This is a genomic window from Deltaproteobacteria bacterium, from assembly GCA_030654105.1.
GTDB lineage: Bacteria > Desulfobacterota > SM23-61 > SM23-61 > SM23-61 > JAHJQK01.
Genome location: JAURYC010000143.1, coordinates 1 through 14,339 on the forward strand (window position 1 = coordinate 1; position 14,339 = coordinate 14,339).

Here is a 14,339-nt window from a genome sequence, read left to right on the forward strand (position 1 = left end):
TGGAATTGCTCACAGCTGATTCCTAAGGTTATTTTTCTAGGTTAAGCCTAAATTTTTCAACTTTTGATCCATCGCCCTTCCCCAACCCAATTTTTTCACACCTTCGGGGGAGAGGGGGGATTTTTTGCCGTTCACGATGATTGGGAGAGGATCCATTTTTTTTACTATAGCGAATTTAGCTGCTCTAACCAAGTAAAAAAATTCGAATTTCGGATTTAGATTATTCACTTCGTCTATTTGGTTTCGGCTTGTTAAATTTAATAGGACGCAGATTTGCGCAGATAACAACGGATCATTATTTTCTTTTTAGTTTATCCTGATGATCTGTGTAGATCCGTGTCCAAAAAGGAAATTCCTATACAACCGAGTTAAATATTGGGGAAGGAGGCCTTCTGAAAGTCTCCTTCGCAGGGTTGACCCAGGCGGAACCAGACCTCCGGGGAGGTTCTTTCTTGTAGACCAATGACAAGGGCTGCAACCGTAAGCCAGCCAGACTTCTGCTCCGGAGGACGATGCCGGCAGATGGAAAGGTTTCCCGGACCGTTTTCATGGTCCTGGGAAAAAGAAATAAACTTGGAGATCGTAAACGGTTGATGCTGCATCAAGGAGTGGATTCGATTCAACCGGGTGTTTGAACTTTTGGGAATCTTCCCGTTCATGTTTTTCATTCCTGGAAGAAAAAAATGATTGGTATGGACCAAAACCCCTTCTGAAATTCTTCGGGTTTCAAAGCGTTCCGGGCTGTAAACTTCCAGGAGGATAAGGTTATTGGGGTCGGCCAGCAAGTAGTGGATCGGAGATTGCATCCCCTCCTGGCGGAAGATTTTTAAGGCTTCTTCAACCGAAGCAGCCCGGCTGAAAATCTTCTCCAGACGCAGATGTCGACGCGACCGATGAGGAACGATCGAGGCCGCGGCATTGACGATGACCAACCCTTTCTCATTCACTCCAGCGGTCATACGGCCGTTTTTCCTGGAAGCGATGCCCAGAAAAGCAATTCCCACGGAGGGAATTTCCTTTATAAGAACCTGCTCTTCCCCTTGGCCCAGATCTCGGGTTTTCCCAACGAGAACCCCGCCCCCTTGCACCGAACTGCCGGCAGCTGCAAAGAGGGTACAGGCCAAGATATCCTGGCCCAGAGAGAAGGCGAGGCCGAAGATGAGGAAAGCGATCAGGAAAATGATCCGTCTTGGTTTCATTACAGATCTCCACCGACACATATTTTATCCCCAGGCCCAAGGCTTTTCAGTTCATCGATCAGACCGCGAATTACTTTGAATCCTTTTTCCCAAAAATCGGCCCGATTTATATCCATCCCTACTTGGGCCAGAAGATCATCAGGACTCTGAGAGCCTCCGCTCTCCAAAAGCCGGATCAGGTGGGGTAAAAAAGAATTTCCTTCTTCCTGATACCTTTGAAACAAGGGAAGAACCACCAGTTCTCCGAATACATAGCTATAACAATAAAACCGCGAATGGATAAAATGGGAAATGTAGGACCAACCCCAGCGGTATTCGGGAATCATTTCTACGGTCTCCCCAAAGAGGCGAAGATTGGCCTGCCACCACACATTCCCGATTTCTTCAGCGGTCAGAAAATGGTCTCGGCGCCGTTCATGGGCTTCCTGCTCGAAGCGCGTTAAGACGTTCTGGCGAAAAACCGTGGCTATAATGTCTTCGATTTCTGTGCCCAGAAGGGCTTGGCGGGCCGCTATATCGTGCTCTTCCCGAAGGAGGGCATGGGTCATGATCATTTCCCCGAAAACCGAAGCGGTCTCAGCCAAGGGGAGGGGAGGGTCGAAATTGAGCAGGGTTTGTTTCCGGGCTAAATAGAAGTGGATGGCATGCCCCATCTCGTGAGCTAAGGTGAGGGCATCCCTGAAGTGTCCGGTAAAATTGATGAGGAGATAAGGATGTAAGGAGGGAGTGAGGCCGGAGCAGAAAGCTCCCCCGTACTTGCCCTTGCGAATTTCCGCGTCAATCCAACGCTTCTCAAAAAATTCTTGGGCGATTTCCCCAAACCGGGGGTGAAATTGATGGAAAGAATCTACCAGGAGGAATTGAGCCTCTTGGGAGCTCAATTCTTTTTTCCCTCCGGGTAGAGGGGCGTATAGATCGCTGTTTTTTAACTTGGGGAGCCCAAGCAGACATGCTTTAACCTGGAAATATTCCCGGGCCAGAGAATAATGATCCTCAGTCACTTTCATCATCAATTCCACGGTTTCCGGGCGGATTTCATTTTCCAGGTGGGTGCGGTGCATGGCGCCCCGGTAACCGCGAATTTCGTCTTCCACCCGCGAGTCCAGGATAAGGGCATTGAAAATGGAAGTAAGAACAAGGTGGTTTTGCTCGTGGTGCTTCAAAAAAGTTATCAACGCTCTTTCCCGAAGATCCCGGTCGGGAGAATAAAGCATGGCCAGCATCTCACTCCCTGTAAATTCTTCTTCCTTTCCCTCCATGGTAAGGCGGAAGATAAAGGATCCTATGAATTCATCAAAGAGGGTGGTAAAGGCTGACCTTCCGGTCAGGTTCTTCCGGTTGATAATTTCTTCTTCTTTTTCCGACCGGGTGAAATCGCGGAAGCGGCGTAAAAAGCGGAGGGCATGTTCATAAGCCCTAAGCGGTTCATACTCCAAAAACGAACACAGCTGTTCCTCGGGAAGCCGCATAAGAGCCAAGCGGAAAAAAAGAAGCTGGGTTTCCAATTCATTCCACTTTTCTTTCGCCTGTTGCATCAGGGCTTTGTATTGGTTGTTCTGGGTATTTTCTGCGAATAACAGGCTGGCATAAAGGAAAGGTTTAACCCCTGTCTCTTGAATGGATTCATACTCCCGAAGGGCTTGAAGAAACTCGGGAGCTTTTAGGGTGGCAATTTCCCTCCCCTGGTATATTTCCTGAAACTCCTTCGCTTTAGGCCAAGACATTTTCAGGTCTTCGGCGAGCAATGGATCCTCTGGACCGCTGTATAAGTCGGAGAGGTTCCATTTTTCGCCTTGCGCTCCATCCACTTCCTTGGATTCCCTCATTCTCTACTCGCTTTCTGGGAATTACTTGCTTAAAGCGAAAAACATATTACCATAATCGAAGATATTCTTGCAAAAGTGCTTATAAGCTGGGATAACTTTTTTTCTCTTTTGGGCGTTTGGCCAGAGATCCCGGAAAGGGAGAAAAGAGATCAGGTGCTGGGCATGGCTGGAAGGGAAGGGGAGATGAAAAGAAATGGGACGGGACCGGGGAAAATGATCGATCCGCTAAATGAGAAGCTCAGGAGGAGGGAGGGTGGAAGGTGGAAGGAATCGCTCATCGACGCAAAGAAAGAAAAGCTCCGAAAAGAAGACATCCTGCAGGGGGGATCAAGCCGGTTTCGGGCCTCCTGAATCTTTGGTTTCTTCTTTGGGTTTTTCCGCCGCCCCTTCCTCGATGGATTTCACGCCGCCCTTAAAATTTTTGATGGCCTTTCCCAGCCCTGATCCGATTTCAGGAAGACGTTTGGCCCCGAAAATCAGAAAAACAATGGCCAGGATGATAATCAGCTCTTGGGTACCCAATCCGAACAATTGCTTCACCCCCTCTTAGATTTATGATTTAGTATATTACGGCCAGATCATTTTATCAAGGACAATTAATCGCTTGCCTCCCTTCACTTTTTAATTCCCTTAGTATTTTCGAGCTCGGGGAAGCAGGAAGATACTGCCAATCTTTATGAATTTACAACTGAATATGAAAAGTGCAGGTAGGCAAGCAATTAATCGCAAAAATGGGAGACGATTTCCTGATAATCCCAGTGAACAAAACCTTTCGTGACTTTGGCCACCCCCTTGAAATAAGGCGATTCCGTCTCCTCGTATAGCCGATCACATAAAAGAGGTACCCAGGCAACCAAATGTTCCCTAAAGAAACGATACTGCATTTCCAAAAGGAAATCTCGTGTTTTCGCATCTTCGGCCTGAGTGGCTTTTTGACAGAGATAGAAGACGAACTCCAGTTCAGCACCGATATGATCATCGGGGAAAGATTTTCCCGGGTTTACAATCAGCCCCGCCTCTATATACTTTCTGCGGACTGCCAGCGTCTCTTCCTGCATCAGCAGCCCGGTTTGGGAACGATAAACTGATTCATAAAGGGGAACGGGAACAGGTCCGACAAAAAGACGAGTGAACTCCTGCAAGAGACCGGGCACGAAATTGGATATTTCAGGGGAGGAAATAACCGAAGCAAGAAGTTTAACTCCTTCATCAAGTTCTTTATGATAACCAATTAAATTATTTAATATATTTTCTTTTTTAAGAGCCGCAAGAAATGGCTCCGCGGGCTCTTGCAGGAAAAAGCATCGCAGAAGGTCGTAGGCGTTCTGCCGGGCCTTCATGAGCAATCGGAAATCATCAGGTTCCATATTTGGAGTTGATTGGAGATTTCAGATTTCAGATTGCAGATTTAAAAACAAAATTTAAAATCAGCAGTTTTAAATCTGAAATCTTAAATCTGCCATCTAAAATGATCTTTTCTCCCTGGTTCAATCCGGCAGAATTTCCAATTCCACTGCCTGGGGGGAGGCACATCCTTTCAAGGAAGAAACCAATCCCCGGACTGTGCCCTGGATCGATTGCTGAATAAAAGGGGATAAAGGAATTTCTTTCTCATTCACTCTGAGCCGCACCAGCGTAGTTTTCACCGCTTTAAGAAATTTTTCCTCAATCCAGTCCACCAAACCTCGAGAATCATTTAAATCAAAGCAAGGTACGCCCAAAGCAAACGGCTGGTTGGTGGCAATAGCGACAAGATTGTCTTCCTTCGTGCAAAGAAGGTCCCGGTGCATTTCCTTCCGGAAGACCTCAATTTTAGGTTGGGTGTTTTTTTTGAACCCTTCCGAGAGGATGAGGTCAACATCCCGAATGTATTTGTCCCGGAGTTCCGCCAAATCGGCATCATGGTCGACATCCCGGATTAGAGCCAATTTTTTGGGGGAAGAGATAACTACCGTGTGGGCACCGGCTTGCTTGTGCCGCCAACTGTCTTTACCTTCCCGGTCCACGTCAAAGCCGTGGACATCATGTTTCACCGTGGCCACCTTGTAGCCCCGCCGGGCGAGTTCCGGGATAAGTTTCTCGATCAGGGTTGTTTTCCCGCTGTCCGATTTGCCGACGATGGAAACGATGGGAATCATAAAAAACCTTTTGGGGAGGAATGTTGGAATAATGGAATATTGGAATGGTAGAATACTGAAATGTTGGGATATTGGAATGTTGGAAGATTGAGTGAAGAAAAACAATCCATTATTCCAATGTTCTTTAATTCCATCATTCCATTATTTCTGTTTTTTCAACACTTCTGGGTTGACCGGGTATTTTGGCGGCTTACCCTGGAGGAAATTGATCAGCTCCTCTACCATCACCATACCGACGCGGTAAAGGCTTTCTTCCGTCGTCCCCGCGTAATGGGGGGTTGCCAGAAGGTTGGGTTGACTCAAAAGGGGGTCAGCGGGGTCCGGAGGCTCGATTTCAAAAACATCCAGGGCTGCTCCGGTGATTTGCCCGGAACCAAGAGCCTGGTAGAGATCCTTTTCATTCACAATTCCCCCACGGGCCGTGTTGATCACGTAAGCCCCTTTCTTCATTGCATTCAATTCTTTTTGGCCAACCATTCCCTTGGTTTCATCGGTCAAAGGGCAATGAACCGTCAGGAAATCGATCGTCGGCAGCAGGTCTCCCAACCGCTCGACTTTTTCTACTCCAAAAGACTTCATGACTTCTGCGGAGACATAAGGGTCATACCCCTTTACCTTCATGTCAAAAGCGGCGATACATTTTTTGGCTACGGTGGAGCCGATGCGACCTGTTCCGATGATTCCCAGGGATTTCCCCTCCAGGTCGACTCCGGTCAGTTTATAACGATTCAGGAGGGCGGATAATTGACCCACATCCCCTTTCGACAAAGAGCTCATGGCGGCGCGGGCCTGGGGAATTCTCCGGGCCAAGGATAACATAAAAGCCACGGCCAGTTCGGCCACTGATTCCCGGTTGGCCCCCGGCGTGTTAGTTACCAGGATCCCCCGCTTCGTGGCTTCTTCCAGGTCCACCGAATCCAATCCCACGCCATGCCGGGAAATTACTTTCAGACGATGAGCATGATCCATCTCTTCCGCCCCGACATAAATCTTGCGGGCAATCAATCCTTCCACATCTTTCAACGCTGCCAGGAAAGCTTTTCGGGATGGGTCAGCTGGGCGGATCACCTCTGCAGATTTTTCCAGCAGGGCGACTGCTGCTGGATGAATAACTTCACTTAAAAAAACTTTCATCCCTCCTCCTAATATTTAATTTGAAATTACGCTAACATCCTTATCTTGGCCTGTCAATTAAAAGATAATAATAGCAACGGAAATAAGAGGGTTCAAGGAACCAACCAAAGGTTCACTTGAACCCTGGAATCCTTGATCCCTTTATAGGTTCGATCTTAGGTAGGGAAGAGGTAGGGGTAGGTTAGGCCCGCAGGCATGTTTCCAGGAGATTTTGGGATTTAATTTTCTCAAACCATTCATTGAACTGGGATTCATTCTGCAAAATTTGATTTACAATGTCTTGCTGGTAATGGTCCGCTTTCATCCGCACTTTAATTTTTTTATTAAATTTTTCACTCAGGGTATGGTGAATGATAATTCCAACGGCAGCACTATACGGGCAAAGCGGCCCCCCAACCGTGTAGAAGACCTGGATCTCCTCCTCCTTGACTTCTATATCTTCTTCTTTTACAAATCCCATTTCTACGATGCTGCGATCCCGCAAATCGGGGTCGAGGATGTGATCCAGAATTTTGAGTATTTCCTGCTTGGTCATGGGAAATTCTTCCTACTTACCTCCTCCTCCCTCTGAGGGGAAAGGGAAGGGTAGGGAAGTGAAAGACAGGCAATGAAAACCTTCAATGCCCATGGGCATGCTTGTTAGGAAGTCCCTTTCCGCATCCGGTACAGATTTCGGATTCCATGGGATTTTCTATATCGCAGACCGGACAGTAACATTTTTTAGATTCAGGCTTGGAAACACGTCCGGATTTTTTGTTTTGGTAATCCTGGATTGCTTTCTGGAGGGCATCCGCTCCCAGGTTGGAACAATGAAGTTTCTGTTTGGGAAGCCCCTCCAGAGCTTCGGCTACCATCTGGTTCGTTATTTTTGACGCTTCCTCCAGGGTTTTCCCTTTGGCCATTTCGCTAACCATGGAGGAAACGGCAATGGCTGCGCCGCACCCAAAGGTTTGAAATTTTATATCGTCAATTACATTATCTTTGACCTTGATATAGAACGTCATCATATCTCCGCAGACGGGGTTGCCGACTTCCCCCACTCCATCTGCGTCTTCAAGGGTACCCACATTGCGGGGGTTTTTGAAATGTTCCATGACCGTTTGACTATACATTTTGCACTCCTTCTCTATAGTTCAAAATTCTTTTAATTTTTTTTAGCCATCGCTTTCCGGTAGACCGGGGACATATTCCGCAGCCTCTCTACCACCGGCGGTAAAGCTTCCAGAATCCGATCCACATCCGCTTCCGTGTTCTGCATTCCAAAACTGAAGAGAAGCGAACCCTGGGCGGTGGCGGCATCCACCCCCATCGCCAGCATGACATGGGATACTTTTAAAGACCGGGATATGCAGGCCGATCCGCTGGAAATCCGGATGCCTTCCATGTCCATAAAAAGGAGCATGGCTTCTCCTTCGATATACTCCACGGCTACGCTGACATTTCCGGGAAGACGTTGGGTGGGATGCCCGAGAAAGCGCAGGTAAGGAATTCGTCGGGGTAACTCCTCCGTTAATTTTTTTTGCAACTTTTGTAGATGGCTCATTCGCTGAGGAATTTCTTCCCGGGACAGGTCGGCGGCAACCCCCATGCCCACGATCGCCGGAACGTTCTCTGTTCCCGCTCTCAGTCCCCGTTCCTGAATTCCTCCGTCCAATAGGGGGAGGATTCTCACCCCTTTGCGAATGAACAGGGCAGCCGCCCCTTTGGGACCATAGAACTGGCTGGCCGAGAGACTCAAAAGGTCTACGTTCAGTTCTTGGACGTTAACGGGAATCGTTCCTACGGAGTCCACGGCATCCGTATGGAATAAAACATTTTTGGCCCGGGTGATTTTGCCAATCTCGGCTATGGGTTCAATCGTTCCCACTTCCGGGTTCGCCAGCATAACGGATACCAGGATGGTTTGGGGAGAAATGGCTTTTTCCACCACCGCGGGATCCACGAAGCCATGCGCATCTACCGGAAGACGGACCACGTGAAATCCTGCCCGCTCCAGGGCACTGGCCGTGTGCATGATGGAAAAATGCTCAATGCTGGAGATGATGATTTCTTTTCCGCGGCTCTGATGAGCCCAGGCAATGCCTTTCAAGGCCAAATTGTTTGATTCCGTGCCGCAGGAAGTAAAATAGATTTCTTCTTCTTGACTTCCGATAAGTCTGGCAACTTTGCCCCGGGCTTCTTCGATGGCTTCCCGGGCCTTTTCCCCGCTATCATGGATGCTCGAAGGGTTCCCGTAAAACTCCCTGAAATAAGGAACCATAGCCTCATAAACCTTTGGATGAAGAGGCATGGCGGCTACATGATCGACGTAAACCAATGACATCCTTCAGCTCCTCTTCTTTTTGGATGATTTTGGTCGCAAATGAATTCGCCCTAACCGCGCTTACCGGGTCAAGATTAACTCGCCCAACCAAATATCTCAATTTAATATTACCATTCTCGACGAAATTCGCAAGATCAAAAAACAAAATCAGTATTGCGTAGATCCCAGGACCAACCTAAAATAGAGACAAGGGGGCGGTGGCAAAGAAGGTTTTTATAACCGGGGGTACTGGATTTATGAGGAGAAATCTTCTCCGCACTCATTCGCGCCCCAATTGAATAAAAAATTGTTTTGGGGACGCAGATAAACGCAGATTACCCGGATTAAAACAAAAATTCAGAATGTTGGTCTACTCGAGTTTTATTCTGGATTCTAAATTCTGTCTCCTGGATTTTAAATTCTAATCCTGTAAATCTGCGGAAATCTGCGTCCCAACCAATGGAAGAAGGGGAACATGAAAGCAGAAATTATTGCTGTCGGAACCGAGCTATTGCTTGGACAGATCGTGGACACCAACTCGGCCCATATCGCTCAACAACTGACCACGGTGGGCCTGGATCTCCATTTCAAGGCCACAGTAGGAGACAATTTGGAGAGGATGAAAAATACTTTGCGCAACGCTTTGGACCGCTCAGATATTATTATCACAACTGGGGGCATCGGCCCAACTCTCGACGATTTGACCCGCGAGGCTGTCGCCGCAGTCCTCGGCAAGCCATTGGTTTTTCAGCCTCACCTTCATGACCAAATCAACGATTTCTTCAAACGGGTTGGTCGGACCATGAGTTCCAACAACCGTAAACAAGCTTATATTCCCGAAGGAGCCATGCCCATCGAGAACCCGGTGGGCACGGCTCCCGGGTTTATTGCCGAGTATAATGGCAAAGCCATCATCGCCGTTCCGGGCGTGCCCCATGAAATGCGCTATTTCATGGAACACAGCGTCCTTCCTTACCTGAAAAAGAAACTGGGCATCCGCGAGGTGATCGTTTCCCGTGTTCTCAAGCTTTTTGGGATCGGGGAAAGCATGGTGGATGAACGAATAAAAGACCTAATCGAGAAGGGAGCGAACCCGACGATCGGCCTTCTGGCCCACACCCAGATGGGAGAGATCCACATCCGCCTCACGGCCAAAGCTGCGGATAACGCCCAGGCCGAAGCCTTGAATGCCCCTTTGGAAGTGGAAATTCGGGGGCGCTTAAAAGATTTTATTTACGGGGTAGATGAGGAAACCTACGAGGGAGTTTTGAGTTCCCTTTTGCGCCAGAGCGGATTTACCCTGGCAGTGGCCGAGACCAGGTTTGGTAGTTCGGTCATCCAGACTTTGAAAATGATGGAAGGAAACACGGACTTCTTTCCTCTCGGGGTGACCATCGTCAGCCCGGAAATGGCGCAAAAAATTTTAAGTGTGCCTGGGAGCTTGTTTGCAGAGCGAAGCGTTTGCAGTGGGGAGACAGCCAAAGCATTGGCCGAGGGCGTACGCCATCTTTCCGGCGCTGATTTAGGGTTAGGTATAACCGGCCAAACGGGCAGTAGGAAAGATCAGGATCACTTGGCCTTCATTGCCCTGGCCCACGCTCGAGGCACGGAATTGATAGAGCAACGCTGGCCTTTTGCCATGCGCTTCATCGAAAATCGCATGACCAAAATGGCCCTGGCGCAAGTGAGGAAATACCTTTTAACGAATGCGGAATGCAGAGTGCGGAATTAAAAAAATAATATTTTTAATCAATTATTCCGCAATCCGCATTCCGAAATCCGCAATTATTCACTCATTCCTTCCAAAAAAGCCCGAACATTTTGACCGAGGACGGTATGGTTATATCCGCCTTCGAGCACCCCGAAACGCCGGCCCCGGCAGAACTTTTGGGAATAAGTTTTAACCAAGGAGCCAATCGTCCTGTAATCCTCCGTGGTTAAGAGTCCACCCCAATCTTCAACATGCCGATCAAAACCTGCCGAGACAGATATAACGTCGAAATCTTCGGCCCGTTCCAGACGCCTCTGCACCTTCTCGACGAATTCCCTTCGGTCCGAACTTTCGGGGTGGAAATAAACCACTTCCGGAATACCCATGAAGGAATTTTCCGTCCCATCCCCGAAATGCAGGTCAAAATCTAAGATCAAAGCTTTCTTAACTTGCCCTTTTTTCATCAGTTTCTTGATGGCGATGGCGATATTGTTGAAGTAGCAGAACCCCCAGCAGGAATCCGGACTGGCATGGTGACCCGGAGGGCGAATAAGGCCGAAGGCCGGTTCACCATTCCAGACCAATTCCGCGGCCATGATGGCCCCACCGGCAGAAAGTAACCCGATTTCGTAAAGGTCTTTGGAGCGTTTGATGCGCTCAATCTGTCCCGGGGTGTGCACCAGGGCTAAATCTTTTTCAGAGGCCGGAAATGGCTTGACTAATTCAAAATCATTCCCCAGAGCTTCGACGATGGCCTCCATCCTCCCGGCAGCGGCCGCTGGGTCGGAGACGTAAACTTCATAGAACCTCTCGTGGAATATGACCTTCATCCCATCCTCCATTTAATATCTTTCATCCTGCACTTTTGGTCCTTCGGGAAGTTTTGCCATGAACTCCACTTTATCTGGCTTGATTAAAAGGGTTTCTTTCATGCGTTCAATTAATTTTTCGGTTACTGCAGACCCCGGATTCTTTCCCTCAATAGAAAGGAGAAAGTGGTCTCCGCCGCCGGGCTTGGGGCTGATAATTACCCGGTATTTCCCCGGCGTATAATCCGGCAGGGGGCGCAATAAGTGGTCGATCTGGGAAGGGTAGAGCTTTACGCCCTTGACCTTATGCATATCATCGGTCCGGCCCAACACCCCTTTGGTTAAAGTAGCTTTTCTCCCGCAGGGACAATCGATATGCTCCATCACGCTCAAATCGCCGGTTCGGAATCGAAAGAGGGGGGAGCCCTGCCGACGCAGGTGGGTGAAGACTACTTCCCCCCGTTCCCCTTCGGGAATAACTTTTCCGGTCTCCGGTTCCACGATTTCGAGGTAAATAAGGTTATCAGCTACATGTAATCCCCGTTCTTCCTGGCATTCCCGGGCTACGGGGGTTGACTGGCCAAGGCCGTAGGAATCGATTAGGCCGATAGGCCCGAAAGCCTGGCGGAGCTTTTCTTTGTACCCTTCAACACTGGAAAAAGGCTCCCCTCCAGCGAAAAGGAGGCGGATGGAGCTAACCCCTTCCTGGGCCAGTTTGAGGGCAAAACTGGGATTAGAAGCCAGGACTGTGACCTTGAACCGGTTGAGGATTTCAGCCGTCCTCTGAGATTCTCCCGGGCCCAGAGGAATGGTCTTGCACCCCAGGGTCTCGAAGCCTCCATGGATGGTAATTCCGGCGATGAAAAGATGGTATCCGAAGGTGATGGCAGCGATGTCTTCCGGGCCGACTCCACAGGCCCGGTACATGGTAGCCAGTTCCCTGTTGACTTCTTCCACATCCTCGCGGGTATGGTACACGGGCATCAAACCTTTTGGCCCGGGGCTCAAGGTCACTCGAATTGTGTCAGGATGGAAAAGGGACCCCAGGGGAGGATACTCCTCAAGATCTTTTTGCAAGTCCTTGGTGTCCATCAGCGGAATATTCTGGAAATCTTTAAGGGAGCGGATGTCTTCCGGTTTGATCCCCCCAGCCTGGAAACGTTTTTCGTAGAAAGGGAGAGCCGAAATCCTTTTTACCTGTTCCTGCAGAAGTTTGATCCTCTCTGCTTCCTTCATTACAGCCCCTCCAGAATTTTTTCACATTCCTGCCGAATGTTTTTGTCTTTGGTGGTCATTGCCAGTACCTTGACTTTTCCTTTGAAGCCCTTCTGTTCTATCAGGCTGCGCTTTTCATACAGCTCTTTCAAGGCCATTAACGCCTCTTGCACCCACTTGGGTTCGTGGGCATCCAGGATCAAAAGGAGAGTGCCCCAATCATCGGGCAAACCAAACTGCTGGAGGAAATTTTCCACCGCAACCTGAAAATCTCCCGTTCCATATTTTTCGTGCAAGGCGGCATGGGCCGCTTTGTAGGCTTCGGTCCCTTTCTTGCCCTGGAAGAACTTTTCCGCTTCCCGCAGGTGCTGCTTTTTGGCCCAGTCCGATCGGAGAGTGCGCTCTTTAAAACTTTTTCCCTCGTTGCTGTAATGCCGGGTGCGGTCCCGCCGCTTATCGATTTCTCGCCAGCTTAACTTTTCTCGGTCATCATCATCGTTGCGTCCCATCCTTCATCTCCTTTTCAGCTCCGAACTCTTTACTCCGAACTATATCAAACTCCGCTGAATGCCGAAAATCCTCCATCAATCGCGATTACCGCTCCATGAACGAATTCTCCCGCCGGAGAAAGGAGCCACAGAACTGCTCCAATGAGGTCTTCGGGAGCTCCGAAGCGATGCATCGGCGTATGATCGATAATGGATTTTCCTCGGGGAGTTAAGCCTCCGGTTTCTTTGTCCGTTAGTAAAAAACGATTCTGCTCCGTGAGAAAAAAGCCAGGGGCCAGGGCGTTCACCCGTATCTTGGGGGAGTAGTTCTGAGAAAGATGCACAGCCAGCCATTGGGTGAAATTGCTTACGGCGGCTTTGGCTGCCGAATAGGCCGGCACCCGCGTCAGTGGGCGGAAATAGTTCATGGAAGAAATATTTAAAATTACCCCCTCGCCTTGGCGGGCCATGGTTTTACCGAAGACCTGGCTGGCCAACAGCGTGCAGGTGAAATTTAGGTTAAAAACCCACTGAAAAGCATCCTGGGGCAAATCGAAAAATGAGAGGTCAGGAGAAGTGGTGGCCTGGGCTTTATTTCCCCCCGCGCCGTTGATCAGAATGTCCACCCGGCCAAATTTCTCCAGGACTTTTGTACATACTTTATCCAGGCTTCCTTTGTCCAGGGCATCAGCCTGATAGGGAAAGGCCAGTCCACCTGAGGCAGTGATCTCCTCAGCGACCTTCTTGGCCGCGAGCTCCAGCAGGTCCAGCACGACCACTTGCGATCCAGCCTGGGCCAAGGCCCGGCACATGCAGCCGCATAGAACCCCTCCACCACCAGTGACCACGGCGACTTTATCCTCAAGTCCGAAAAGCTTCGCCAAATATTCTTTATTCATCCCATCCTCCTTCCGGATGACTCTCCGCCTCACCCTCGCCCTCTCCCCCTCAAGGGGGAGAGGATTAAGGTGAGGGAGCCACTTTTCCCGCTTGCATTCACGGAAAAAGCATATATTTCTTACCCTAATCTTTTTCCAGTTTCCAGTCAAGAGCATAAGATTCATTAGGGTGTAGGGGGTTGGGTGTAGGGGGTAGGGGGAGAAAAAAATGCGTGGATGGGCCATATTCTTAAACTTTTGCTCCTTCATTCTTCTTGGGCTTGGAACGCAGGTATTGTTTTAATAAATACAAAACATTTTCTTCCCCTTCGGGAATTTGCAGATCCGCATCCTGGCTCAAGCGATGGAGAAGTATGACCGGGTCGAGGATTTCTCCGCACATGACGCAATGCCAGCCATAAAAGATGCTGCTCACATCATAAAACTTTTCAAAAATCATTCTGCCCCCGCAACGTTGGCAGCACAAAGCTCCTTTGTACTTACTTTGCGTAGCAGTGGGTAACATTGGTATACCCTCCTTTTCGGCCCCCCTCACCATCTCCTCTTCCCTCTGGGGGAAGGGACAGAGTGAGGATGATCCGCAATCCCGAGATTTAGACGTTTTTTTGTTTTGATGGT

Annotated in this window: 15 protein-coding genes and 1 pseudogene; 2 read left to right on the forward strand and 14 right to left on the reverse strand. The window is 49.1% G+C overall.

The window, feature by feature from the left end:
* Positions 1-368: 368 nt before the first annotated feature.
* Positions 369-1,199, reverse strand: a complete 831-nt coding sequence (locus Q7V48_05820) for a C45 family peptidase (GenBank protein ID MDO9210254.1) — start codon at positions 1,197-1,199, stop codon at positions 369-371.
* The gene (locus Q7V48_05825; GenBank protein MDO9210255.1) at positions 1,199-3,025 is read right to left on the reverse strand and encodes a M3 family oligoendopeptidase; all 1,827 of its coding nucleotides are present in this window, start codon (positions 3,023-3,025) and stop codon (positions 1,199-1,201) included. Before Q7V48_05825 ends, Q7V48_05820 begins: the two co-directional genes overlap by 1 nt.
* Before the next feature lie 183 nt (positions 3,026-3,208).
* On the opposite strand from Q7V48_05825, the gene Q7V48_05830 reads away from it, so the two are divergent.
* The gene (locus Q7V48_05830) at positions 3,209-3,376 is read left to right on the forward strand and encodes a hypothetical protein (GenBank protein MDO9210256.1); all 168 of its coding nucleotides are present in this window, start codon (positions 3,209-3,211) and stop codon (positions 3,374-3,376) included.
* Here Q7V48_05830 and Q7V48_05835 read toward each other — a convergent pair.
* The 7 genes and pseudogenes from Q7V48_05835 to Q7V48_05865 all read right to left on the reverse strand — a co-directional run bounded on the left by Q7V48_05835 (position 3,353) and on the right by Q7V48_05865 (position 8,620).
* Entirely contained in the window at positions 3,353-3,556 is a 204-nt protein-coding gene (locus tag Q7V48_05835; GenBank protein MDO9210257.1) for a twin-arginine translocase TatA/TatE family subunit, read from the reverse strand. The two genes, Q7V48_05830 and Q7V48_05835, sit on opposite strands and share 24 nt — an antisense overlap.
* Before the next feature lie 188 nt (positions 3,557-3,744).
* Entirely contained in the window at positions 3,745-4,392 is a 648-nt protein-coding gene (locus tag Q7V48_05840) for a molecular chaperone TorD family protein (GenBank protein MDO9210258.1), read from the reverse strand.
* 282 nt (positions 4,393-4,674) lie between these two features.
* Positions 4,675-5,163, reverse strand: a pseudogene (gene mobB, locus Q7V48_05845) (molybdopterin-guanine dinucleotide biosynthesis protein B).
* Positions 5,164-5,304: 141 nt separating this feature from the next.
* Positions 5,305-6,297 carry a hydroxyacid dehydrogenase gene (locus tag Q7V48_05850; protein ID MDO9210259.1) on the reverse strand — a complete coding sequence of 331 codons (993 nt, stop codon included), beginning with the start codon at positions 6,295-6,297 and terminating at the stop codon, positions 5,305-5,307.
* 181 nt (positions 6,298-6,478) lie between these two features.
* Positions 6,479-6,832, reverse strand: coding sequence for an iron-sulfur cluster assembly protein (locus tag Q7V48_05855; protein MDO9210260.1), 354 nt, complete (start codon positions 6,830-6,832; stop codon positions 6,479-6,481).
* 82 nt (positions 6,833-6,914) lie between these two features.
* On the reverse strand, positions 6,915-7,409 hold the full coding sequence (nifU, locus tag Q7V48_05860) for a Fe-S cluster assembly scaffold protein NifU (GenBank protein MDO9210261.1): 495 nt from the start codon (positions 7,407-7,409) through the stop codon (positions 6,915-6,917).
* Between the two features lie 32 nt (positions 7,410-7,441).
* On the reverse strand, positions 7,442-8,620 hold the full coding sequence (locus Q7V48_05865; GenBank protein ID MDO9210262.1) for an IscS subfamily cysteine desulfurase: 1,179 nt from the start codon (positions 8,618-8,620) through the stop codon (positions 7,442-7,444).
* Between the two features lie 454 nt (positions 8,621-9,074).
* Here Q7V48_05865 and Q7V48_05870 point away from each other — a divergent pair, with 454 nt between their 5' ends.
* The gene (locus tag Q7V48_05870; GenBank protein ID MDO9210263.1) at positions 9,075-10,331 is read left to right on the forward strand and encodes a competence/damage-inducible protein A; all 1,257 of its coding nucleotides are present in this window, start codon (positions 9,075-9,077) and stop codon (positions 10,329-10,331) included.
* Positions 10,332-10,384: 53 nt separating this feature from the next.
* On the opposite strand, the gene Q7V48_05875 is transcribed toward Q7V48_05870, so the two are convergent.
* The 5 genes from Q7V48_05875 to Q7V48_05895 all read right to left on the reverse strand — a co-directional run bounded on the left by Q7V48_05875 (position 10,385) and on the right by Q7V48_05895 (position 14,226).
* Positions 10,385-11,140 (reverse strand): histone deacetylase family protein, encoded by a 756-nt coding sequence (locus Q7V48_05875; protein ID MDO9210264.1) that lies wholly within the window; start codon positions 11,138-11,140, stop codon positions 10,385-10,387.
* 12 nt (positions 11,141-11,152) lie between these two features.
* Positions 11,153-12,355: an AMP-binding protein gene (locus tag Q7V48_05880; protein ID MDO9210265.1), complete on the reverse strand. Its 1,203-nt coding sequence runs from the start codon at positions 12,353-12,355 to the stop codon at positions 11,153-11,155.
* On the reverse strand, positions 12,355-12,843 hold the full coding sequence (locus Q7V48_05885; GenBank protein MDO9210266.1) for a hypothetical protein: 489 nt from the start codon (positions 12,841-12,843) through the stop codon (positions 12,355-12,357). Before Q7V48_05885 ends, Q7V48_05880 begins: the two co-directional genes overlap by 1 nt.
* Before the next feature lie 44 nt (positions 12,844-12,887).
* Positions 12,888-13,721 carry an SDR family oxidoreductase gene (locus Q7V48_05890; GenBank protein MDO9210267.1) on the reverse strand — a complete coding sequence of 278 codons (834 nt, stop codon included), beginning with the start codon at positions 13,719-13,721 and terminating at the stop codon, positions 12,888-12,890.
* A 229-nt stretch (positions 13,722-13,950) separates the two neighbouring features.
* Positions 13,951-14,226, reverse strand: coding sequence for a hypothetical protein (locus Q7V48_05895; GenBank protein MDO9210268.1), 276 nt, complete (start codon positions 14,224-14,226; stop codon positions 13,951-13,953).
* Positions 14,227-14,339: the final 113 nt, after the last annotated feature.